We start from the raw sequence: 25,336 nt of genomic DNA, 5'->3' as shown, positions 1-25,336 counted from the left end.
TCTCTCCGTGGGTAGGCGCGGATTTCCTTGTTGCCCGCACCTGCCTATGTCTTTGCAGTCGTGGAATTATTGTGGGTCAGCTTGTGTTGTTTTCAAAAGCGTTTGCAAGTTAGCAGCTTTTGGTTTCACAAGCCAGAATTTACGGCTGTAGAAATCGAACTCATTGCGGATTTTATAAGCCCAAGCACTACCAGTTTCTTTGATATGCTCATCGATAATACGCAACAAGAACTCTTTATGATCTTCCATAGATTCTGTTGAGATACGATTTAAATCAATCAATTCATGGTTGTAGTAATCTACGAAGTCATTATCGAGGTCAAGTACATAAGCAAAACCACCAGTCATGCCCGCACCAAAGTTATGGCCTACTTTACCAAGTACAGTCACAACACCACCTGTCATATATTCACAGCAGTGATCACCCGCACCTTCGATTACAGCAAATGCGCCAGAGTTACGAACTGCAAAACGCTCACCCGCTGTACCTGCTGCAAAAAGCTTACCGCCAGTTGCACCATACAAACAGGTATTACCAATAATTGCTGTGTTTTGTGTTTGGAAAGGTGAACCTTGTGGTGGGAAAATCGAAATACGACCACCCGCCATACCTTTACCTACGTAGTCGTTTGCATCACCTTCAAGACGGATGTGTAAACCACCAGCATTCCAAACACCAAGCGACTGACCAGCTGTACCAGTTAAGTTCATTACAACTGGATGTGCTTCCATACCCAAGTTACCGTAGCGACGAGCAATTTCACCCGAAACACGAGCACCGATCGAACGGTCACAGTTCACGACGTTGAAGTTGAACTGACCACCAGCGCTTGACTCAATTGCAGGAAGCATTTCAGCGACCATTCTCTCAGCCAATATACCTTTATCGAATGGTGCATTACCTTCTACTTGACAGTATTGCGCTTTACCTTCGGCAGAAGGATGAGAAGTTAACAGAGCGCTTAAATCAAGGTGAGCATGTTTTTCAGTTTCACCCGGCAATACTTCAAGCAAATCAACACGACCAATTAAGTCTTTCAATGAAGAAACACCTAATGCAGCCAACCATTCACGAGTTTCTTCCGCAATAAAGTGGAAGAAGTTGATGAGCATTTCTGGCTCGCCAATGTAGTGCTCTTGACGTAAATGATCTTGTTGAGTTGCAACGCCGGTTGCACAGTTATTTAAGTGACAAATACGGAGGTATTTACAACCTAGAGCGATCATTGGTGTTGAACCAAAGCCGAAACTTTCAGCACCTAAAATTGCTGCCTTGATTACATCAAGACCAGTTTTTAAACCACCATCAGTTTGTACACGTACTTTGCCACGTAAGTCATTTACACGAAGAGCTTGATGCGCCTCACTCAAACCTAATTCCCATGGAGAACCCGCATGGTGAATTGAAGAAAGTGGAGATGCCGCTGTACCACCGTCATAACCAGAAATGGTAATGAAGTCTGCATATGCTTTAGCAACACCTGCTGCAATTGTTCCTACACCCGGCTCAGATACCAATTTCACAGATACCATTGCTTTCGGGTTAACTTGCTTCAAGTCAAAAATTAACTGAGACAAATCTTCGATTGAGTAAATGTCATGATGTGGTGGAGGTGAAATTAACGTTACACCCGGTACCGAGTAACGTAAACGTGCAATTAAACCATTTACTTTACCACCTGGTAACTGCCCGCCCTCACCTGGTTTTGCACCCTGAGCAACTTTAATTTGCAATACTTCAGCAGAAGTTAGGTATGCAGGAGTTACACCAAAACGACCAGATGCGATCTGTTTGATTTTTGAGTTACGAATTGTTCCGTAACGAACAGGATCTTCACCGCCTTCACCAGAGTTTGAACGACCACCGATCGTGTTCATCGCGATTGCGATTGCTTCGTGTGCTTCTGGAGAAAGAGCACCTAAAGACATACCTGCCGAGTCAAAGCGAGGCAAGATATCTTCAACTGATTCAACTTGCTCAACTGGAATTGAATTCGTTGTTTTTAACTTAAATAAGTCACGGATTGTCGCTACTGGGCGGTTATTCACCAGCTCAGCATATTCTTTAAAGTCTTCATATTTACCAGAGCGAACGGCTTTGTGTAATGCATTAATTACATCTGGGTTGAACGCATGGTACTCTTTATCAAATACGAATTTAAGTAATCCACCTTGATCAATTGGCTTACGATTTGACCAAGCTGTCGCTGCTAATTTTTTCTGGTCTTTTTCAAGGTCAGCAAATGTTGCGCCCTGAATACGGCTTGGAACACCTAAGAAACATTGATCTACCACTTCTGATGATAAACCTACTGCTTCAAATAGCTGACCGCCACGATAAGAAGCAACTGTAGAGATACCCATTTTTGAAAGAACTTTTAATAAGCCTTTCTCAATACCTTTACGGAAGTTTGCTTGCGCATGAATTGGGTCACCTAAAAGCTCACCTTTAGCGATCAAATCATTGATCACGTCATATGCAAGGTATGGGTAAACAGCGGTTGCACCGAAACCTAGTAATACCGCAAATTGGTGCGGATCACGTGCAAAACCAGTTTCAACCATGATGTTTGCATCAGTACGCAGGCCAGTTTTGATGAGGTAATGATGTACCGCACCTGTTGCAAGTGCTGCGTTTGCTGGCAGTAAACCTTGACGGATATTTTTGTCTGTTAAAACAATTAAAGTTTTGCCATCACGAACTGCTTGTGCCGCTTCTTCACAGATACGCGTGATCGCCGCTTGCAAGCCTTCTTCTTCGGCATAGTTTAAATTGATATCAACCGCTTCATAACCTGGACGCTCAATGCTACGGATTTGCTGCATTTTTGAATTTGACAATACAGGGCTAGAGATGATGATACGGTCAGCATGCTCAGGGCCTTGTTCAAATACATTCTGCTCACGACCTAAACAGGTTTCAAGCGACATTACAATTGACTCACGTAGCGGGTCAATTGGCGGGTTCGTAACTTGAGCGAACTGTTGACGGAAGTAATCTGTTACGTGGCGTACTTGACGAGACAATACAGCCATTGGCGTATCATCACCCATAGAACCAACAGCTTCTTGTCCACTTTCAGCAATTGGACGTAACAACTGGTCGCGCTCTTCAAATGTCACCATAAACATTTTTTGAGCCGCTTTTAAAGCATCGCCAGTTAAGCCTTTATCGACTAATTGCTCTTCAAGTTCTGGGTTTGCATTTAAACGAATCGCATGATCACGCAACCACTCACGGTACGGACGCATGTTTTTCAAATGTGTACTAACATCTTTAGTATCAAGTACTTTGCCTGTTAAGGTATCAACTACCAAAATTTGGCCAGGACCTACACGGCCTTTAGAAACTACATCTTCAGGCTCATAACCCCAAACACCAATTTCAGATGCCAAGGTAATGTAATCATTTTTGGTAATTACCCAACGCGCAGGACGCAAACCGTTACGGTCAAGCATACAAATCGCATGACGGCCATCTTGAATAACAAGACCAGCTGGGCCATCCCAAGCTTCCATATGTTTAGAGTTGAACTCATAGAATGCGCGTAAGTCTGCATCTAAAGTTTCTACGTTTTGCCAAGCTGGTGGTACGAGCATACGTAAGGCACGGAATAAATCCATACCACCACCTACTAAGATCTCAAGCATGTTATCTAAGCTTGAAGAGTCCGAACCCGTACGGTTAACGATTGGGTTAAGCTCAGTAAGACCTGGTAATAACGGGTTTTCAAATTTAGGAGTACGCGCCAGCGCCCAGTTACGGTTTGCTGTAATTGTGTTGATTTCACCATTATGAGCAAGGTAACGGAATGGTTGAGCCAACGGCCAACGCGGCAATGTATTAGTAGAGAAGCGTTGGTGGAATACCACGATATGTGATTTTAAACGCTCATCAGCTAAGTCTGTATAGAACTCAGCAATTGCAGCAGGCATCATCAAGCCTTTATAGCTGATTACTGTCGAACAAAGCGTAGTCACATAGAATGACGGATCATTTTGTAATTGTTGTTCTGCACGACGACGTGCCAAGAATAATTTACGGTTAAATTCGACTTCAGTCACGCCCATTGGACAGTTCACAATGACCTGTTCAAAAGCTGGTAAAGATTGAAGCGCAATTTCACCTAATGCATCGTTATTTGTAGGGACAACACGCCAAGCCAGTACACGTAGGCCATCTGACTCGATTTCTTTCGTTAAAATATTTTTAGAATGTTGCGCTAATGCCGGATCAGTATTTAAAAATACAGTACCCACAGCAAAAATTTCACTCAGTGTAATATCACTCAGTTTTTTTGCTTCATCACGGAAAAATTGCTTTGGCATCGCCAATAATAAGCCGCAACCATCTCCCGTCTTGCCATCTGCGGCAATACCACCACGGTGCGTCATGCAACTTAAACTGTGAATCGCGGTTTCAACTAGATGATGACTTGATTCACCCTTCATATGGGCAATCAGTCCAAAACCACAGTTATCCTTAAACTCATCAGGTTGATATAAACCTTGAGCGGGAGCTACAGTATTAGGCGATGGCATGTGCATAGCGTACCCTTCTTTCAATAAGGCTCTTTCGAGCGTCAAACAAACAACTTCTTTTTGCGATAGTGCCTACGGACGACAGTTAGCTCAATGTTTCACAAAAAAAATTTTTGGGCTGATAAGCCAATATACGCTGTTCCATTTTTACGTACACTGGTTTTTGCTAGAAAAATGTTTTGACTTATTTCGCACTCTTTTAAAGCAGTTCGACCCCTCGACTCTGCATAGAATTTACTCTTTAGAGCGCTAAAATAGTTTACAGCACATTAATAAGCACAAGAATAAAGCAAAAACTATGCCAATGTTATTTTTTGCAATTAAGTATTTATAATTGTTGAAAATAGATCGATTTTATTCGCGTTATCATTTTAATAAATGACTAAATATGCACCACAGGTGATCAAAAAATATATATACCTAGCATTATTGCACCATATTTGTGCGATACATCCTTATAATTAATTACCTCTTGTGCCCTCATTTGTTGCATTTTTTACTAAAGGTTCTGTTGTACGATTCTGTTGAGCCTTTTTAGCCACATCAACTGCCGAATTAGACTGATGTACATCCACAACATTCCCCTCAGCATCTCGACGAATAATCGTTGTACGAGTTGTAGAGTTTGTTGCTGGAGCCGCCACTTTAGGTTGAGTAGCCACACCTCCTCCTATGAGTAAGGACTCATCAATTTTAGGGAGGGCAGCGGGACGTAACCGCACTTCATAAGTTTGGCTAATACCACCCTTCATTTCATCCGCCCCTAAATCATTGACTAATGGCGCATAGGTCGAAAATTGTTGCGGTTGGGGTTTAATTGATTCAGGTAAATCAAGATTAAGTTGGGTTAACTGCTGAATTGCATCTTCAGAACGTTTAAATACACCATATGTCAAAACATATTGTTCAGATTGCTTATCTCCGCTTAAACGGAAGTAGATAAATTTATTTCGTTCTGGACGATTTTTTAAAAAGTTTTTAATAATATCTTCATCAGACGCACGGAAAAGCTCAAGCGTCCATTGTTTCTTGTTTTCATTAATAAATTTTGTACCGCGGAACTCTGCCTCATGCTGACCAGAAGCAACCGTACGGGTTGTTAAATCAAGAGGTCTAACTTCATCAGCTAAAGCCCCTAAATTAGCCGTTGTTGCTACCTTCTCTGGCTGAATTTGCACTGGGGCATCTGAATCAGCTGATTTTTCAACTTCAACCAGCTTTTTACTATCGGTCATTACCCAAAAAATAAAAGCGAGCAACAAGCAGACGATACCACCCACCAACCAGATATATTGTTGAACATTCTGCCAAAGTGTACGTGATACAGTCATGTGTTACCTTAATTTATTATCCGTGTTGATTTGCCAAAATAGCTTGTTTCATGAGTTCAACATCAAAGTCTTTAGTAATTACTGCTTGTCCAAGTTGTTTTAACAGCACTAAACGTAATTGACCATTGAGAACTTTTTTATCATGCGCCATATATCCAAGGAATTCATCCAATGGAATTTTTGGACATGATATCGGCAAATTAGCGCGTTGAATAATTTTTTTTGTACGCTCTACATCATCGCTTGAAATCCAACCTAAGCGTTGTGATAAATCAGCAGCCATTACCATGCCTGTCGCTACTGCTTCACCATGCAACCAACTGCCATAGCCAAGGTAAGATTCAATCGCATGACCGAAAGTATGCCCTAAGTTGAGTAAAGCTCGTTCGCCTTGCTCTTTTTCATCGTTAGCAACAATTCGCGCTTTATGGGCACATGAACGATAGACAGCTTCTGCTAAAAGTTCAGCATCTCGCCCAATTAACCCATCCATATTCTGCTCTAACCAAACAAGAAAATCAGCGTCACCCAACAAGGCATATTTAATGACTTCTGATAATCCGGCAGATAACTCTCGATCTGGTAAAGTATCGAGTTGAGCCATATCAGCCAAAACAACTTGAGGTTGCTGAAATGCGCCCAACATGTTCTTACCAAGAGGATGATTAATACCCGTTTTACCACCCACACTTGAGTCTACTTGTGAAAGAAGAGTAGTCGGAACCTGAATAAAATAAACACCACGTTGGAAACATGCTGACGCAAAACCAGCCATATCCCCAATAACACCACCACCCAAAGCTAAAACCGTACAATCACGATTAAAACCAGCTTCAAGCAAAGCATCAAAAATTAAATTTAGATGTTGAATATCTTTATATTTCTCACCATCTGGCAAAATACAAGTCGCTACAGTTTTACCCAAACTTTTTAAAGCTTCTTGATAGTGAGATAAATATAAAGGAGCGACCGTTTCGTTACTCACGATCATGACCTGTTGACCATGAATATAAGGCTCAAGCAACTGCTTAGGATCAAGTTGACTGCCAATAAAAATAGGATAACGGCGTTCGCCTAATTCAACATGTAAAGTTTGCATGAGTTTATAAAACCACAAGTAAGTTTGGCTATTTTAGCGGGTTGGACAAAATAAGTTGCAAAATCTTTTGAGCAAGATCACGAGCAGCACCCTGATTGGTTTCAATCGTGTAATGCGCAACTTCACGATATAAAGGATCACGTATTTTTAACAAATCACGTAATTTTTGTTCAGGGTTTTCAACTTGTAATAGAGGTCTATTTTTATCGCGGTAAGTGCGTTGTAATTGTAGTTCTACAGGAGTGTAAAGATAAACAACAATACCACGTTGCTTTAGAAATTCGCGATTGGGTGCTTGAGTAATCGCACCTCCACCTGTCGCCAACACTAAGGCTTTACGGGAAGTCAACTCATTTAACACTACTGTTTCACGAGTACGAAATCCAAACTCCCCTTCTTTCTCAAAAATCCAGGGAATAGTGGCACCTGTTTTGCGTTCAATTTCATGATCACTATCTAAAAATTCACGCCCTAATAGTTCGGCTAAATGACGTCCAACGGTTGTTTTTCCTGCCCCCATGGGCCCTACCAAATAAATATTTGGCAGGGTTTCAAACGCTTTGCTTGGCAAGGCGCCACCTATTTCAATTGCTTTCATTAAAAAATATATTAATGATTTCTCACCAAAGTGTCATTAACAATTCGTGGCGTAACGAAAATCAGTAACTCTTGCTTATCATCAGATTTCACATCTTTTCTAAATAAACGCCCAACGACAGGAATGTCTCCAAAGAAAGGAACCTTGGTTTGTGAATTAGAAGTAGTCTGCTCAAACACCCCTCCTAAAATGACTGTCTCACCATTATTAACGAGTACATTGGTATTAATATTATTTTTATTTAAAATTAATTCACCATTAGGTGCTTCGCCAGCTACAGAATCCTTAGAAATATCCAATTTCATTTGAATTTTACCGTCAGGCGTAATGCTCGGGGTAACATCTAGGCTTAATAGTGCATCTTTAAATGATGTACTTGCTGTGGCACCCGCAGCAGAATTCGTCGTGGTTTGATAAGGAACTTGTTGACCTGTTGCCACTCTCGCAGGTTGTTTATCTGCGGTCATCACTTTAGGTGTAGAAATCACCTCACCATAACCATCAGCTTGTAATGCAGAAAGTTCGAGATCAAGCATAAAATCAGACATACTAATCAAGCCAAAGGCAATACTTCCAGCCGGATTGGTTACACCTAAATCGACATTTAAGTTATCTGGACGTTCAATCGTGTATTTATAACCACCCGTAGTCTCATCCTTTTTGGGCTCTCGTAAATTCCATAAGGTCGTTTCGCTACCACCAACTAATAAATTATTATTGTTGGTAATCCCTTGCGATAATATTCCCCATTTAACACCGAGCTCTTTAGTAAAAGAAGTAGAGGCTCTTACAATTCGAGCTTCCACCATGACTTGTTTGATCTGTACATCAATCAAATCAATCATTTTACGAACTTTATCAATATTTTGGGCTGTATCATTTACAATCAAAGTATTAGTACGCGTATCGGCAACAGCACTACCTCTTGAGCTTAATAAGCTTTCTAAAGCAAGAGAGTCTGAACCTGCTGTACGATTTGCGACAGCTGTCTTGCCATCACGAGTCTCTTCAATTAGTTTAAGGACATCTGCTGCTTTTGCATAATTCAAACGAATATAATCTGTTTGGATCGGTGCTAATTTAATAGTTTGTGCTAAAGCTTTTGCCTCATCGTCTTCTGCCTTGATCAGTTCCGCAACTGGAGCAATCCAAATTACATTACCATTTCTGCGTTTATCTAAATTTTTAGTTTTTAAAATAATATCAAGTGCCTGATCCCATGGAACATCTTTTAAACGCAAAGTGATGTTACCTTGCACACTGTCAGCCGCAACCATATTAATGCCAGTAAAATCAGCAAGTAATTGTAAAACGCGACGAACTTCAATATCTTGAAAATCAAGAGAAAGCTTATTACCAGAATAATTAGATGGTTTAGATGAAGTGTTTACAATTTTATCTTGAGGACGCTTGAGACTGATGGTTAATTTATTTTCCGCCTGATAAGCCATATATTCATAGCTACCAGTAGATTGAATCGTAATAACACCGTTGCCTTTATCATTATAAGATTCAATGGTCGAAACAGGCGTTGCAAAATCATTTACATTTAAGCGCTTAGCTAAATGAGTAGGAATTTTAGAACCCAAAGTTTTTACTACAACTTTGCTGCCTTGTTGTTGCACATCAACAGGGGTATTACTCCCCAACAGGTCAATAACAATAAGACCTTCCCCTTGACTACCGCGTTGGAAGCCGATGTTTGAAACACCTTGGATTTGCATTGCACTTGCTGATACAGGTTTAGCTACAACCTGCGCAGAATTAATCTTTAAAATAAAAGTGTTGCCTTCAATACGAGTTGTAAAAGCACCTGCCTCTTTCAAATTAACAGTTAAACGTGAACGCTGATCATCGGAGCTTACATCGACCGAACTCGCTTCATTCGTTCCAATCGCTACTTTTGACTGTGTTAAATTCTGCTGCGCTTTATTAAAGTCTAAAATCAAACGTGAAGGATTCTCAAGCTGATATGCCTGTGGTTGCGGTGGCAAGCCATTAAATATCACTCGAATTTCTGTTCCCTGACCCGCTATTTGCGTCGGTACAATATTAGTCATGCTGACCTGTGCAGACGCAACCTGCATAATTGCAATCGCCACAGCTCCCATAGAAAACTGACGGAATACGTGATTCATTGTCTAACCATCCCCAATAAATAATCTTTAAAAATAATTTTTTCTTTGTTATTCCCTAAATTTTAGGGTGCGGGTCCAATTAACACTAAGGTTCTTGGTCTCTCCACATAGCCTTCTCGCCCATCAGGGACAATCTCCACCAAATCAATCTGAGTAGGACCAATATGGGTAATCCGACCTTGATTCATCCCGATATAGTTCCCTACCTGCACTCGCTCAATTTGTTGATCAGGTGTTTGGATCAGAGCCATGACTTGCCCGCGGCTGTTACGCATACTTCCTTTCATATTTAAGGACTCTAATGCATAGCTTTCGAGTGGCTGTGGTGCTCGTGAGAAATTCGGATATACTCGTTTCCCCGCCATAATTTTGAGCTCAGCAGCAAGTGAGCTTGGTAAAAATGGGCTCTTTAACTGATGGGCTGCATAATTAAATTGTGGCACAGGCGTAAAAACAGGCGCTGGTTCTATGGCTTGTGGTGGCTGATTACGTATATCGGCCATTTGCTGATTTACGGCGTCGATTCTAGAGTCGCATCCAACCAAAACCAAGCCTATCCCCAGAGAAAGTAAAATTTTCTTTAGTTTCATTAGTTATCCTCCTACTTTCGCTTTGACTTCTTTATAGAAGGAATATGTACATTACGGCTATCGGAGGCGTTTATCTGACTTTCACCATTTATCACTTGAGGATCACTATTATTTTGGTTTTCAACCGCACCCATATAGCGATAAGTTTTTGCTTTAATAGAATAATTAAGCACAGGAATATCTGATTTACCATCCTTAATAGGAGCAGCGTCAACAACAAAATCATGCATTGTCACAATACGTGGTAATGCCGCAATACTGCTAACAAAAGCACCGAAAGCGTGATAATCCCCAGTTGCTTCGATAGTAATAGGCTGTTCAATAAAAATTTCCTGCTTCACTTCATCTTCTAAGCGGATATTTTTAAACTTCAGACCAGAATTCACCCCCGTTAAGTTAATATCTTCAACTAAACTTGGAATTTCGGTTTCTTTTGGCAATTGTTCTAACTGCTGATTGAAGTTGGCTTGCATCTCTTGAAGCTGAAGCTGGTATTGCTGCAAGTTGCGTAATTTTGAGTCTTTTTCTCGAAACTCATTTAATAAATTACTTTCTTGTGCTTGAGCATTATCAATTGCTTGTAGCTTTGGTTGAATAGCAACAAAATACCCTAAAACCAGTACAGCAAAGAAAATAAAAATCCAACACGTAATTTTCACAGATAATGGCCAGCTGCCATAACTGTTCATGTCGAGCGTGTTAAATTGCTGAAGAAATTTTTCTAAGGTGATCTTTTTTTTCTTAGATGGAGCTTGTTCTAAAGACAGCTCATGAAGTTCATCAGGACTCATTTTGCCGCCTCCTTATCCGTACCTACAGACGTATTGGCGGTATCATCTGTTGTAGTCACACCCATTTCCCCTACATCAACAGTAACAACAAAACTGCCATAGCTATCTTCAACTCTAGGAAGCAAAGAACTGATAGCCTTATCTTTTTTCTCTTCGGTCACCAAGAAAGAACTCATAAAAGCGTTGCGATACCATGGCGATGCTTCGAGATTACGTAATAATTCTGCAACCGTATTTGGACTTTCCGCTTTACCTTCAATCGTAAATTTATCTCCGGTTCGACTGAATTTAGTCAAATACATGGCTGCCGGGGTCACACGTACTAATTCATCCACCAAACGTACAACGACCGGACGCTGGCTTTGCAAACCTTGAATGAGCTTCATACGCTCAATAATTGCATCGCGCTGTTCTTGCAAGCCATTTAAGGTTTTAAGTTGTTGATCTAGATTCTGGTTTGTACTGATGATGAGCTGATTTGCTTGTTCTTGATCATTTAATTTTTGATTCAAATAAAACCACCCTGCAAATACAGTGGTTATCCCCAAAACAACGACCCCAAAACATAAAATAATAAATTGTTTTTTACGCTGCTCCCTAAGCCCATCACGCCAAGGGAGTAAATTAATTGTTGCCATTAATCAAAACTCCTTAAAGCCAAGCCACATGCCACCATTAATGAAGAAGCATCATTTTCAATTTTTTGAACGTCGACTTGAGGAGAGAAACCCATTTGTAAAAATGGATTGGCAATAGTGACTCGGTAACCGAGTTTCTGCTGCAACAATTTAGCAAGCCCTGGAATGTTGGCATTGCCACCCGCTAGCAAAATATGGTCAATTTCATTGAATTGGGATGAAGAGAAGAAAAATTGTAGAGATCTAGCAGCTTGCTGAACTACAGCATCTAAAAATGGTTCTAAGATTTCGATGTCATAATCATCTGGCAAAGAACGTTCTTTTTTAGCGCGTCCCGCTTCTTCTAATGACAAACCGTAACGGCTTTGAATTTCCAAAGTAAGCTGTTTACCGCCAAAGACTTGTTCACGGGTATAAATGATTTTGCCATTTTGCATAACCGATAATGTGGTCATGGTATGGCCAATATCTAAAATACCAATGGTATTTGCACCCATGGGTAAGCTATCAGCAAACACACTAAAAGCACGCTCGACAGCATAACTTTCAACATCAGCAAGCTTAGGCGTTAAATCAACCAGTTCCAGTACTTCTACGCGTGTTTCAACATTTTCTGTTCGTGTTGCGACTAAAAGTACATTCACACGATTTGGATTCGGCAGTCGATCTGGTAAAACCTCAAAATCAAGGCTCACCTCATCTAAAGGGAACGGTATATATTGCTCCGCATCTAATCGAATCTGAACTTCACGTTCATCATCGTTCATATCTGCATCCATTTCGATAGTTTTATGAATAACCGTCGATGTTGGAACAGCAATTGCAGCATTAGTGGTGTGGGGATTTGCTAAATTCATCGCCCGTTCCAAAGCTTCTGCAACTGCTTCTGGATTCAAGATATTTTTTTCAACTACACTGTTCTCAGGTAAAGGCGTTAAAGCATAGCTTTCTACCCAATATTTACCGTTCTTAACAGAGAGCTCTAACAACTTAACAGAAGTCGAACTAATATCGACGCCCATTAACCCCTTATTCGGTTTACGATATAACCTGAGCACACTATTGTCCTATTATTTTTTTATCCCCAAAAAAAATTACAAACCAATAATCTAGGTCTTTATTTTTACACGGATACAATATCTCATCTAACAATCCGCATGTCTAAAGGCTATACTGACCACAATTAGTTTGTATTCGATCTTATTAAAGCTTACTTATCATGAAAAAGCTATCCAGTTTGGGCTTCGTGCGTCCAATTTTTTTGATCATTATTATTATCTTAGTCTCACTTCCGATGGGCTTTTATGGCATGTATCTCTATATCGCCCCATCGCTTCCAGAAATGAGTTCACTAAAAAAAGCTCCCCTCTTAAAACCATTACAGGTCTACACTTCAGACAATCAACTGATTGCCGAGTACGGTGGTAAGCTTTCTATTCCGGTTGAATACAAACAAATTCCCCCTGCTTTTATTCATGCATTTTTAGCAGCAGAAGACTCTTCTTTCTTTGAACATAGCGGGATCAGTTTTAAAGGTTTAGGTCGTGCTTTGAGCGAAAGTGTGACGGGTTCAGATGTGCAAACTGGTGGTTCAACGATCACCATGCAAGTTGCAAAGAACTATTATTTGAGTCCAGAAAGAACTCTAAAACGTAAAATAACCGAAATCTTTTTGGCTCGAAAAATTGAGCAAAATTTGTCTAAAGAAGAAATTCTCAGTCTCTATGTGAATAAAATCTTCTTAGGGAAAAATGCGTATGGTATCGCGGCAGCAGCTAAAATTTATTATAACAAAAGCATTAATGAGCTCAGCATTGCTCAAATGGCAATGATCGCAGGTTTGCCAAAAGCACCTTCTAAATATAACCCTGTAGTTAATCCTGAGCGCGCACTCGAACGACGCAACTGGATTTTAGGCCGTATGTTACAGCTGGGTTATATTTCTCAAGCAGAATATCAAAAAGCAGTTGCAGAGCCGATCAATTTAAATATGCCCAATCGGGATTTAAATAATATTCATCCCTATGCTGGGGAAATGGTTCGTTCAGAACTTGTAAAGCATTTTGGTGAACAAGCCATTGATTCTGGCTATAAAGTCTACACAACAATTAATGCTAAACGCCAAGCGATTGCAGAAAAAGCTGTGCAAGATGGCCTTGAAGCTTATGACCGTCGCCATGGCTGGCGTGGTGCAGAAGCACATGACAAACCGTTAACTGAATTTAGAGCATATGCCAACACCTATCCTGCACAAGTTACTAAGGTAAATAGCAGCTCTTTTGAAGCATTAATGCAAGATGGCTCAACCGTTACGGTTCAGTGGTCCGGCATGTCATGGGCACGCCCCTATCGCAATGCAAATAGCGTAGGTGGCGCTCCTTCACGTGCGTCCCAAATTGTTAAAGTTAAAGATATTGTTCGTTTACGCCCAAACGATAATAAAACAGCATGGTCTTTAATTCAGGTTCCAAAAGTTCAAGGTCAACTCATTGCAATTAACCCTAATGATGGTTCAATTGAAGCAATCGTAGGCGGCTATAACTTCTATCAATCAAAATTTAACCGCGCCTTACAAGGCTGGCGTCAACCGGGTTCTACAATCAAGCCATTCCTCTATGCTTTAGCATTAGAAAGAGGTATGACCCCGTATAGCATGGTGAATGATAGCCCAATTACGATTGGCAAATGGACACCACGAAACTCTGATGGCCGTTACTTAGGTATGATCCCATTACGTCGTGCTTTATATTTGTCTCGTAACACCGTATCAGTAAGACTTCTACAAACAGTAGGGATTGAACGTACTCGCCAATTATTTATGGATTTTGGTTTACAAGAAGATCAAATTCCTCGTAACTACACCATTGCCTTAGGTACTCCTCAAGTATTACCAATTCAAATGGCAACTGGTTATGCAACGTTTGCAAACGGCGGCTACCGTGTTCAACCGCATTTCATTCAACGTATTGAAGATGCTTACGGCAAAGTCATTTATGAAGCCAAACCAGAATACGCATGTATTCCATGTATTAATGCACCTGACACGACTGGTGATGAACAAAAACCTACAACGACTGATGATGAAGTCATTGAAGTTACGAATAAAGACATAGAACAGAAAGAAAACGCAGCTAAGCAGCTTAATCTTAAACAGACTGACAAAAACAACAGTCAATATCGCCAAGCTCAACGTATTTTAAAATCAAGCTCTGCTTATGATATGGCGAACATCTTACGTGATGTAATCGAGCATGGTACAGGTCGTGCTGCACTTAAAATTGGCCGTAGTGACTTAGGTGGTAAAACTGGTACTACGAATGATGCAAAAGATGCATGGTTTGCAGGCTTCAATGGCAAGTTAGTGACCGTAGCATGGGTTGGATTTGACCAACCGACTACGCTTGGCCGTCGTGAATATGGTGGTATTGCTGCATTGCCGATCTGGATTAACTTTATGGGTCAAGCATTGCAAGGTACGCCAGCAGCTTGGGTCCGTTTAGATAAAGATGCTAAAGGTCCTATTTCACGTGACCAACAAGAAACCGTAACAGAAGTAGCTGATAAGAAAACTTATCGTGCGGCTCCACCACTAGCACGTCCGCTTTATCGACCAGCACCGCCACAACCAAAATTAAGCAATGACAATGACTTTTCCGATTTACCAGGTGAAGAAATTATTATTCCGTCAAAAGCTGCGCCTCCTGCCATGAGACCTTCACAGGAGTCCGCTCCTAAGCGAGAAAAAGATGAATTAGAAAATCTGATTAATCAGATTGAATAGCAAAAAAGAAGCCATCATCAGATGGCTTCTTTTTTGCGCTCTTAAAATAGATCGTTAGATGGCTTTTTTATTGTGCTTCTGAAAGATATAAATTTGAAATGATGCCGTTACTTCTAATTGCAATTGCTGCTCTAACTGCAAGCGACGCTCTGGAGAAGCTTTATAAGCATAAGGTGTCATAGCAATCAGATTCTTTAGGGCTTGTTGATCGAGCACAAAAGGCGCATCAATAATTTGCTCTTGCTTTAATTCAAACAAATCTTGTAGTTGCTCTACAAACTTTTCTGGTGTGTGAGGATTAACTTGCTCAAATAAAGCCTCACGCATTGCATACAAATGTTCAGAAGCAGGCGTAACAACAATTAAATAACCATCATCTTTTAAAACACGTGCAATTTCTGTTTGCGGAATCGGGCTAAATAAACTGGTGCAAGCATCCATACTCTGATCTAGCACTGGTAAAGTCGCCCCTGTTCCCACCACCCAAGTTACTTTAGGATTGAGCTTTGCTGCGCGCTGTACAGCAGTTTTTGCAATATCAACACCAACACACTGCTCAACGACTTGCTGCATAGCACTTGTATAGTAGCCCTCACCACATCCAATATCGAGTATTGACTTTACATCTAGTTGCTTTAATAAAGCGACTACAGCTTGCTGTAAAGGCTGATAATAACCACCTTGCAAAAAAGCTCGTCGCGCATCTACTGACTCGGGTGTATCCCCTGGGTTTTTACTATGTTTATGTTGCACCACATGTAAATTGACATAGCCTTGTTTAGCTACATCATAACTATGTCCTTGCTCACATCGCCAAGTTCGTTCAGTTAAATTTAAAGGCTGACGGCACACAGGACACATTAAAATTTGCTTAGCCACGTTTAATTATTCTCTTGTTCTTTCTGTTGTAAATAAGCCTTTGCGTGCAGCCCAACAAAGGTACGGCCTGCATTTGTTCCATTAATCCATTCATCGACCTGAAACAAATCAAACAGACCTACCTTGACTAAAGTTGGAATTGCGATCTTTAGCTCTTCCTCAATTTGTCCTCTTTGCCCAGCATTATATAATTCAATATTGTGCAACATTGTCGCTACAGTTCCTGTTTGCACCTGACTTCCATCTTTAAGTACAACTTGAGGTAATACTTCGCCCTCTCCAACTACTTTTTGATTAATCACAGATAATTGGTCTAGACCAGCAACTTTTGTCATTCACCTCTCCAATAAAAAAAGCCAGTAGAACTGGCTTTATATTGACACTAAAATAAGATCTATCGCAATTTTAAAGTCATTAGACCTAAAACTACTAATATAATTGTAATAATCCAAAAACGGATCACAACTTGCGTTTCTTTCCAGCCCTGCTTTTCATAGTGATGATGCAGCGGCGCCATTAAGAACACACGTTTATTACGCATACGCAAAGAGCCGATTTGTAAGAATACAGATACTGCCTCCATTACAAATACACCCCCCATAATTGCAAATACGATTTCTTGACGAACCATAACTGCAATTGTTCCAAGCATCGCACCTAAAGCTAAAGCACCGACATCACCCATAAATACTTGAGCAGGATGCGCGTTATACCAAAGGAATGCCAAACCTGCACCAATCATGGCAGAACAGATTACTACGAGTTCAGAGGTATATTTCACATATGGAATATGTAAATAGTTAGCGAAACGGATGTCACCAGACAAGTAAGCAAATACGCCCAAACCTGTAGCCACCATGACAACTGGCATGATTGCCAATCCATCTAAACCATCTGTTAAGTTAACTGCGTTAGAAGCACCATTAATCACCAGATAGGTAAATACAATAAATGCCAAACCTAAAGGAACAATTGAGAGTGGAATTGAAAGATTCTTAAAGAATGGAATCAATAAATCCAGCATGTTTGCGGTATGTTCTGCATTGGACTGTTGAGTTGCGATTAAATATAACGCAATACCAGCACCCAGCGATGCAACAGAAGTCCAGAAAAACTTCTTACGTGCAGGTAAACCCGCATTGTCTTTATAGCGAATTTTAATCCAGTCATCTGCCCAGCCTACAGCACCGAATACAACCATTACACCAAGCACAATCCAGACATAAGGGTTAGATAAGTCAGCCCATAGTAAAGTACTAATACCAATTGAAAGCAGAATTAAAATTCCGCCCATCGTTGGTGTACCCATTTTTTTAGCATGATTTTCAGGAGCAAACGAACTTACTGCCTGACCGTATTTTAACGCTTGTAATTTACGAATCATGATCGGCCCAAGGACCAGACCAATGGTCAGTGAAGTTAATACACTGAGTAAAGAACGTAATGTTAAATAACGAACGACCTGAAACGAGCTGTGATAGCCCGCAAGTTGTTCAAACAACCATAACAGCATTTAAAGTTTCTCCATCAAATCAGCCATCAACGTTTCCATATGAGTAAAGCGAGAACCTTTAAACAGGAAACTCATGGACTGGGGTTGATGTGTTTGGATTAGATTGATTAAAAATGGAAGCGCCTCAGCTTGTGTCTGAAATGCTTTCACTTTATTAGAATGAGAGTCTGCACCCTCGAGAGCAGCTGGAGCGAACTGTCCAACTGCAATAATATGATCTAAAGGAAGTTCGGCAAGATCACGACCTAAATCATGATGCTCTTGCCAACTGCTATCACCTAACTCACCAATATCCCCCATGACCATCACTTTTACGCCTTGTTGCTGCAACAACACTTGTGCAGCAGCGCGCATAGAAGTCGGATTGGCATTGTAGGTATCATCAATAAATAAGTAAGGTGACTTTTGAATAAAGTTAAGACGACCTTTCGCTCCCTGAGCTTGCTCTAGTCCTTGGACAATATCTTCTAGTCCAATACCAATTGCTAAAGCAAAAGCTACAGCTGCGGTCGCATTTTGAACATTATGCTCACCCGCAAAAGGAAGCTTAACTGCACTGCTACCTTGTGGTGTATGAAGGCTAAAATTCGTTGATTGAGGCAATAACTCCACATCTGTTGCATAGACATCACCTCCTACACCAAATGTAGAAATACGATGAGCTTTCGCAGCATCAAGAATTTCGGCAGTGAAGTCATCTTGTTGCGGCACGATTGCAACGCCATTTGGTAAAATGTGACGATAAATTTCCGATTTTGCGCGGCAAATACCTTCACGGCCACCAAATTCACCTAAATGAGCTGTACCAATATTTAATATGCCCGCAACATGAGGCTGAACGAGTTTTGATGTGTAATCAATCTCGCCTTGATGGCTTGCACCCAACTCCATTACCGCATATTGATGTTCTTTGCGAAGCTCTAGCAACATCATTGGTACACCAAGGTCATTATTTAAATTGCCTCGGGTGATTAGTGTCGGTGCTAAGCGCGACAATATACTTCCCAGCATTTCTTTGGTTGTAGTTTTACCACTACTTCCCGTTAAGGCAATCACCTTTAATTGTGAGTTTTGCTCACGGCGATAAGCGCCGAGTTGCCCTAAAGCCAATCGGGTATCGGCAACTACAAGCTGAGCAATTTCTGCATCTATAGGCCGCTCGACAATAGCGACTTGGCAACCATTTGCAGCCACTTGCGCGACAAAATTATGCGCGTCGAAACGTTCACCTTTTAGTGCTAAAAAGGCATCCCCACTTTCTGCATGACGCGAGTCAGTCAAAATACGTTTAATTTCAGTTTGAGGGATTTGGTCTTTATGCCAGTAACCCTGTGTTGCCTGTTGTAATTGTTGAGCTGTCCACGGTTCCAAAGGCACGGTACTGGTGGTTGAAGTATGCATAATTTGTCCTATTGTGCAGGGTAAGCAGCGTCTACAGTGTGATGTTGTGCATCAATCGCAGAACGCACTTCAACAACATCATCAAACCAGTGACGTACGCCATTAATTTCTTGATAATTTTCATGTCCTTTACCGGCAATTACAACAATATCACCAGCCTGAGCCTGCTGTGCAACAAATTTAATTGCTTCACGGCGGTCATGAATTTCATGCATACGGTGCCCTGAAAAGTCGATTCCTTGCTTCATGTCAGCAAAAATTTGTTCAGGGTCTTCTGTTCTTGGGTTATCCGACGTCAAAATAACTGGATTTGCGCCGTCTAAAGCTGCTTGAGTCATTAATGGGCGCTTACCGCGATCGCGGTCCCCGCCACACCCAAATACAGCCCAAAGTTGATTAGACACATGACGTTTTAAGGTTTTAAGCACTTGAATTAATGCATCTGGTGTATGCGCATAATCAACAACAAATAAACGCTCACCATCACGAATAACTTGCATTCGACCTGGGGCACCAATTAGTTTAGGAACAAAACTAACTAATGGTTCTAAATCAAAACCTGCTTGCTCAGCAGCAATAAGTGCTGCAACCAAGTTTTCGACATTAAAATGCCCTAACAATGGACTTTGCACAGCAAAAGAACCTTGCGGGCTCACTAAATTAAATGTCGCTCCTGCTAAACTGTAACTCAGGTCAGTAATATAATAATCAGCAGTATTTTGAGTAAGTGAATACGTTAAAATTTTCGGTTGAGCAGGATTTTGCTTTGCTGCATTAATCATGAGAGCTGCATGCTCATCATCTAAATTAATAACGGCTACTTTTAAAGAGCTAAAACGGAATAAAAGAGCCTTCGCTTCTGCGTAAGCCTCTAAAGTGCCGTGGTAATCCAGATGGTCACGACTCAAATTGCTATAAACAGCAATCTCAATCGCACAACCATTCAAACGACCTTGTTCCAAACCATGTGAGCTTGCCTCTAAAGAAGCAAAAGTCGCATCTTGTTTTGCATACTCATGCAATGCATTTTGCAGTTGTAAAGCATCAAGCGTAGTGTGAGTTGATGGTGTTAAGTCTGGTAAAATACCATTGCCTGTAGTGCCCATCACAGCACAGCGCTGTTGTTGTGAACTAATTAATTCAGCCACTAGACGCGAAATTGTGGTTTTACCATTTGTACCAGTCACTGCAATAATACGCACTGGTACTGCGGGATCTATACGCTGTAAATAACGTTCTTGCCACTCACCCATACGTTGACGCACATCAGAACACACCCACTCATTTGCTACGCCCAACTCAGTTTCGCTAATAATAGCAAGTGCACCATTAGCTAAAGCTGACTCAGCAAAAGCGCGTGTTTTTTCAGGTTGGCTATAACTGGTCAAAGCGATAAAGATCTGGCCTGACACAACCTTACGGCTGTCTAAACTAAAGCCTTGAAAAGGCTGTTTAGACCACTGTGCATCGATCTCGACTGGATTAATCTCTTGGAAAGAAACAGACATAGCTTACCTGCGAATAGGATTTTCTGGAGTATCAAGGGGCTTATCAAGCGGCACATTCATTAAGCGCAATGATTCTTGCATAATGCGTGCAAAAACAGGGGCAGCAACCAAACCACCGTAATAACGGCCTTGTGGGTTTTCAACAACTACAATAACCGCTAAACGAGGATCACTAATCGGAGCTACACCTGCAAATAAAGCACGGTATTCATTATTTGAATAACCTTTACGGTCTGCACGAAGTTTATGAGCTGTACCTGTTTTACCACCAACGCGATAACCCGGAATATTAGCTTGCTTTGCAGTACCGCCTGGCATCGTCACCTGCTCAAGCATAAGCAAAACCTGATCAGCAATTTTTGGAGCAAGAACTTGCTCACCTTTAGGTGCTTGATCGAGTTTATGCAAACTTAGAGGCATTTTTACCCCATGATTTGCAAGCATTGCATAGCCTTGCGCCAACTGAAGAATAGTTGCATTTAGACCATAACCATAAGCCATGGTACCAATTTGGGAAGAGTTTAACTTGCTTACAGGAAGTACTAAACCAGAGCTTTCACCGGGAAACTTCACAGCAGAACGTTTACCAAATCCAGCACGGTTAAAGAAGCTTGGTAATGTTTCCTTAGGAAGTGACAACGCAATTTTTGCCGAACCCACGTTTGATGACTTAATAATTACGCCACTGACAGTCAAAGCACCATAATTATGCGTATCACGAATGGTATGCCAGCCTAAACGCATTGAACCTGGCGAAGTATTGACAATCGTATTTGGGGTATATTGTCCAGTTTCGAGTGCAGCAGAAACTGTAAAAGGCTTCATGGTAGAACCCGGCTCGAACATATCAATCGCACCGCGGTTACGCATGGCATCTTTATTAGATAAACCGTTTTTATCATTCGGGTTATAAGATGGCCAACTGGTCATAGCCAGAATTTCGCCTGTTTTAACATCTACAGCAATTGCTGTCGCCGAACGGGCGTTATTTGCGACACCAGCAGCAGTCAACTCACGATACATAATATATTGCAAACGAGAGTCGATACTTAAAGTGATGTTTTCGCCTGGCTCACCTTCACGAATAACCTCTGAAACTTTTAAGCGGTTACCACGTTTATCACGAATAATTTTTTGTTCGCCATCTACCCCAGACAGTTGTTTATTCAACTGCATTTCCAAGCCTTCAATCCCTTGGCCTTCACTATTGGTTAAACCAATAATCTGAGCATTTGGCTGCGGTTGAGGATAATAACGTTTATATGTTTTCTCAGCATAAACGCCTTGGAAGTTACCCTTTGTAATGAGATCTGCCTGCTGTGGCGGCACTTCTTTTTTCAAAACCAAATAACGAGAACGTGGACGCGCATTCATCTGTTTTTTTAGATCTGCACGATCTAAACCAACCACATCCGCTAACTCATCAAGATTTAGGTTTTTATCTGGTAATTGTCGTTTTAACTTACGATTATTTGGATCTTTTTTTAATTCCGCTGTAATTTCGTCATATAAATGCTTGGTATCAAAGTAATCACGTGGATCAATGACAATTTTCATAATAGGCGTACTAATGGCCAAAGGCACGCCATGACGGTCGCTAATAACCCCACGCATTGCCTCAATACGTTCCGTACGCAAAATATTGGCATTGGCCTTGTTTTGTAAAAAGTCTTTATTAATCACTTGCACATAAAATGCACGTGCAATTAATACAACAAAACAGAGCAGTACTGTTGCCCAGAGCAGATAAAACCGCCACATATCGAAGGCAAGAGTTGGTTTTTCCGAAATAGACTGCTGTTTTTTCCGTGTTTGCTTTGTTCGCTTATCTACCATACAGCAAGGCCTTACTTATTTTGCTCTGAGGTCATCGGTAAAGAAATTACCACCGTTTCTGCAGCAGGTGGCGAAAACATGCGTAGTTGAGTTACAGCACGCGTACCAATCTGTGCTGTTGCACCGAAGGTTTGTTGCTCAATAAGCAAACGCCCCCATTCAGCATTGAGATCATCACGTTCACGCATATAAGAGCTGAGCTCTCTATAATCATGACGATATTCAAATACTTGAAATACCACCATCATGGCACTGATAAAAACAAGCGCCACTAATACGGTGTATGCCACAACTTTTTTCACCACTTTATTTTCGGTGGTTTCAATTTCATCACTGCTTTTCATTACGCGCCTTTTTGTTCCAAGCGTTCAGCAACCCGAAGCCATGCACTACGTGAACGTGGGTTCGCTTTTACTTCTTCTTCACTCGCACGAACCCGTGAAATTTTCTTTAACCTTCTTGTATCTACCTGTTGCTGAGGCATTCCCCAGCCAATATCTTCTGCCAAAGTCGATTCTTTTTGAATAAATTGTTTGATTAAACGATCTTCAAGAGAATGAAAGCTAATCACAGACAAACGCCCTTTTGATTTTAGTAAGTCTACAGCTTGTGGTAAAAATACTTCAATATCATCTAGTTCTTTATTAATAGCAATACGAATTGCCTGAAATGTACGTGTTGCTGGATGTTTATGTTTTTCCCACTTTGGATGAGCTGTTTTAACAAGTTCTGCCAATTGGGCTGTTGTATCTAGTCTTCCAGCTTGTTTAATCGCTTTTGCAATACGTCGACTATAACGTTCTTCGCCATATTGATAAATAATATTTGCTAATTGTTCTTCTTCAATTTCAAGTAACCACTCAGCTGCGGTTAATCCCTTAGAATTATCCATTCGCATGTCTAGAGGACCATCCTGCATAAAACTGAAACCACGTTCAGCTTGATCGAGTTGAGGAGATGACACCCCTAAGTCAGCCATAATGCCATCAACACTCATCACACCAATTTCCTGTATTTTTTCTTTAATATCAGCAAAACTGGCATGAATAATGGTAAATCTCGGGTCTTCTTGCGCCAAAGCAGCTGCAACTTCCAAAGCTTGAGGGTCTTTATCAAATGCATATACTCGTGCATTTTCATCAAGTTTCGAGAGCAATAAACGTGTATGCCCACCTCGTCCGAAGGTTGCATCGATATACACCCCTGTTGTGCGATCTGCCAATAAGCTCTCAACGGTCTCAAAAAGTAAGACAGAAATATGCGACATAGGTGTTAAATCATTGCGTAAAAATGTAACTGCACATTATCACCTTGTTTATGACCAACGCCAAACGGCTTTTTGTAGGAAAATATTAATTTTTCATAGATAAAACCGTTTTGTTAGCATTTTTTAAGCAAAAAAAGAAAGCAAGCTCACTTTTTTAAGTTTGCTTGCTTTCTTTATGAATATTTAACTTCTAAGTTTTCTTTTTGGACTATTGTTTTTAGATCATTTTATTTACTGCTTGCCATCATAAATTTGATCAAAAATAGCACCGTTTGCAAAGTGAGTTTTCTGAGCTTTAGCCCAGCCACCGAACACATCATTAATGGTAAATAGTTTAATTTTTGGAAATTGCGCTGCATATTTCGCAGCCACTTGAGCATTACGCGGTCGGAAATAATGTTTAGCAGCCAATTCTTGGCCTAAAGGTGAATATAAAAAGTTCAGATAACCTTTTGCCAAGGTCCTATTTCCATCTTTATCTACAGTTTTATCTACAATCGCAACGGATGGTTCGGCCAAAATTGAAACTGATGGATAAACAATTTGATATTTATCCTTATCAGGTCCTTTCGTCGCCAACAAAGCTTCATTTTCCCAAGACAACAAAACATCACCAATGCCACGTTCAGCAAATGTCGTAAGTGAACCACGGGCTCCCGAATCTAGAACTTTTACATTGTGATAAAGCTTTTTCACCAACTCTCGAGCCTTAGTGTCATTTCCACCCGGCTGTTTTAATGCATATCCCCATGCAGAAAGATAAATCCAACGCGGTGCACCACCTGTTTTAGGGTTAGGGGTGATAATTTCCACACCTGGTTTTGTTAAATCATTCCAGTCGCGTATATTTTTTGGGTTACCTTTTCGTACTAGAAACACGACAGTCGAAGTATACGGGGCAGAATTATTTGGAAATTCTTTTTGCCAGTTCGGCTGAATAAACCCAGCTTTCACAATCTCATCAATATCATTCGCTAATGCTAACGTTACTACATCAGCTTCAAGTCCTGTGGCTACCGCGCGGGCTTGTTTGCCAGATCCACCATGTGACTGTTTGAATTCAACGTCTTGCCCTGTTCGCTGTTTCCAAAATTTACCAAATGCTTGGTTATATTCTTGATAGAACTCTCGAGTCGGATCATAAGAAACATTTAAAAAAGAGGTCGCTGCTTGAGCCGCTGTTGTCGCTATTCCCACATATAAAGCGACAGCTATTATTGATATTTTTTTCATTTACAAAATCCACCATTCGTTTTAGTTTAACTATATTTTTAATTTTATTTTTTACAATCAATTACTTATATTTATATCTTTTTTATTAATCTTTTTTAGATATATAGCTTAGAATGTCTAAGTTATTTCATTTTTGAAAAATTTTGTAATTATTCTTACAACTTATTTAGGACCTTCACTTTATCTACACA

19 protein-coding genes are annotated in these 25,336 nt (G+C 40.7%); 1 reads left to right on the top strand and 18 read right to left on the bottom strand.

The window, feature by feature from the left end:
- Nucleotides 1-66: 66 nt before the first annotated feature.
- The 9 genes from gltB to MKL51_RS13765 all read right to left on the bottom strand — a co-directional run bounded on the left by gltB (nt 67) and on the right by MKL51_RS13765 (nt 12,785).
- Nucleotides 67-4,542, bottom strand: coding sequence for a glutamate synthase large subunit (gltB, locus tag MKL51_RS13805; protein ID WP_171063698.1), 4,476 nt, complete (start codon nt 4,540-4,542; stop codon nt 67-69).
- 461 nt (nt 4,543-5,003) lie between these two features.
- Nucleotides 5,004-5,873 (bottom strand): hypothetical protein, encoded by an 870-nt coding sequence (locus MKL51_RS13800; protein WP_017481727.1) that lies wholly within the window; start codon nt 5,871-5,873, stop codon nt 5,004-5,006.
- A 16-nt stretch (nt 5,874-5,889) separates the two neighbouring features.
- The gene (gene aroB / locus MKL51_RS13795) at nt 5,890-6,972 is read right to left on the bottom strand and encodes a 3-dehydroquinate synthase (RefSeq protein ID WP_017481728.1); all 1,083 of its coding nucleotides are present in this window, start codon (nt 6,970-6,972) and stop codon (nt 5,890-5,892) included.
- A 28-nt stretch (nt 6,973-7,000) separates the two neighbouring features.
- Nucleotides 7,001-7,570: a shikimate kinase AroK gene (gene aroK, locus MKL51_RS13790; protein ID WP_002116987.1), complete on the bottom strand. Its 570-nt coding sequence runs from the start codon at nt 7,568-7,570 to the stop codon at nt 7,001-7,003.
- Between the two features lie 11 nt (nt 7,571-7,581).
- Nucleotides 7,582-9,708, bottom strand: a complete 2,127-nt coding sequence (pilQ, locus tag MKL51_RS13785) for a type IV pilus secretin PilQ (RefSeq protein ID WP_017481729.1) — start codon at nt 9,706-9,708, stop codon at nt 7,582-7,584.
- 62 nt (nt 9,709-9,770) lie between these two features.
- Complete coding sequence (locus MKL51_RS13780) at nt 9,771-10,298, bottom strand: pilus assembly protein PilP (protein WP_017481730.1); 528 nt, start codon at nt 10,296-10,298, stop codon at nt 9,771-9,773.
- A gap of 11 nt (nt 10,299-10,309) precedes the next feature.
- Nucleotides 10,310-11,089 (bottom strand): type 4a pilus biogenesis protein PilO, encoded by a 780-nt coding sequence (locus tag MKL51_RS13775; protein ID WP_017481731.1) that lies wholly within the window; start codon nt 11,087-11,089, stop codon nt 10,310-10,312.
- Nucleotides 11,086-11,727 (bottom strand): PilN domain-containing protein, encoded by a 642-nt coding sequence (locus MKL51_RS13770; RefSeq protein ID WP_017481732.1) that lies wholly within the window; start codon nt 11,725-11,727, stop codon nt 11,086-11,088. Before MKL51_RS13770 ends, MKL51_RS13775 begins: the two co-directional genes overlap by 4 nt.
- Entirely contained in the window at nt 11,727-12,785 is a 1,059-nt protein-coding gene (locus tag MKL51_RS13765; RefSeq protein WP_005067078.1) for a pilus assembly protein PilM, read from the bottom strand. The genes MKL51_RS13770 and MKL51_RS13765 overlap by 1 nt, the downstream gene beginning before the upstream one ends.
- Before the next feature lie 161 nt (nt 12,786-12,946).
- Here MKL51_RS13765 and ponA point away from each other — a divergent pair, with 161 nt between their 5' ends.
- Complete coding sequence (gene ponA / locus MKL51_RS13760; RefSeq protein WP_017481733.1) at nt 12,947-15,508, top strand: penicillin-binding protein PBP1a; 2,562 nt, start codon at nt 12,947-12,949, stop codon at nt 15,506-15,508.
- 54 nt (nt 15,509-15,562) lie between these two features.
- On the opposite strand, the gene MKL51_RS13755 is transcribed toward ponA, so the two are convergent.
- The 9 genes from MKL51_RS13755 to MKL51_RS13715 all read right to left on the bottom strand — a co-directional run bounded on the left by MKL51_RS13755 (nt 15,563) and on the right by MKL51_RS13715 (nt 25,145).
- Nucleotides 15,563-16,387, bottom strand: coding sequence for a putative RNA methyltransferase (locus MKL51_RS13755; protein WP_081032088.1), 825 nt, complete (start codon nt 16,385-16,387; stop codon nt 15,563-15,565).
- A 2-nt stretch (nt 16,388-16,389) separates the two neighbouring features.
- The gene (locus MKL51_RS13750; protein WP_017481735.1) at nt 16,390-16,722 is read right to left on the bottom strand and encodes a DUF7709 family protein; all 333 of its coding nucleotides are present in this window, start codon (nt 16,720-16,722) and stop codon (nt 16,390-16,392) included.
- Nucleotides 16,723-16,781: 59 nt separating this feature from the next.
- A complete protein-coding gene (gene mraY, locus MKL51_RS13745; RefSeq protein ID WP_002116751.1) occupies nt 16,782-17,900 on the bottom strand; it encodes a phospho-N-acetylmuramoyl-pentapeptide-transferase in 1,119 nt (372 codons plus the stop codon).
- Nucleotides 17,901-19,301 carry a UDP-N-acetylmuramoyl-tripeptide--D-alanyl-D-alanine ligase gene (locus tag MKL51_RS13740; protein ID WP_017481736.1) on the bottom strand — a complete coding sequence of 467 codons (1,401 nt, stop codon included), beginning with the start codon at nt 19,299-19,301 and terminating at the stop codon, nt 17,901-17,903.
- 8 nt (nt 19,302-19,309) lie between these two features.
- Complete coding sequence (locus MKL51_RS13735; RefSeq protein WP_017481737.1) at nt 19,310-20,809, bottom strand: UDP-N-acetylmuramoyl-L-alanyl-D-glutamate--2,6-diaminopimelate ligase; 1,500 nt, start codon at nt 20,807-20,809, stop codon at nt 19,310-19,312.
- A 3-nt stretch (nt 20,810-20,812) separates the two neighbouring features.
- Nucleotides 20,813-22,645, bottom strand: coding sequence for a penicillin-binding protein PBP3 (gene ftsI, locus MKL51_RS13730; RefSeq protein WP_002117016.1), 1,833 nt, complete (start codon nt 22,643-22,645; stop codon nt 20,813-20,815).
- Nucleotides 22,646-22,656: 11 nt separating this feature from the next.
- Nucleotides 22,657-22,989 (bottom strand): cell division protein FtsL, encoded by a 333-nt coding sequence (gene ftsL, locus MKL51_RS13725; RefSeq protein ID WP_002116847.1) that lies wholly within the window; start codon nt 22,987-22,989, stop codon nt 22,657-22,659.
- Nucleotides 22,989-23,912, bottom strand: coding sequence for a 16S rRNA (cytosine(1402)-N(4))-methyltransferase RsmH (rsmH, locus tag MKL51_RS13720; protein ID WP_017481738.1), 924 nt, complete (start codon nt 23,910-23,912; stop codon nt 22,989-22,991). Before rsmH ends, ftsL begins: the two co-directional genes overlap by 1 nt.
- A 231-nt stretch (nt 23,913-24,143) precedes the next feature.
- Entirely contained in the window at nt 24,144-25,145 is a 1,002-nt protein-coding gene (locus tag MKL51_RS13715; protein WP_017481739.1) for a sulfate ABC transporter substrate-binding protein, read from the bottom strand.
- Nucleotides 25,146-25,336: the final 191 nt, after the last annotated feature.

Origin of the sequence: Acinetobacter sp. AOR18_HL (genome assembly GCF_027855145.1) — a bacterium.
Taxonomy (GTDB): Bacteria; Pseudomonadota; Gammaproteobacteria; order Pseudomonadales; family Moraxellaceae; genus Acinetobacter; species Acinetobacter pittii.
The sequence above is the reverse complement of the archived record's forward strand: the minus strand, read 5'-3'. Positions and strand labels throughout refer to the sequence as shown.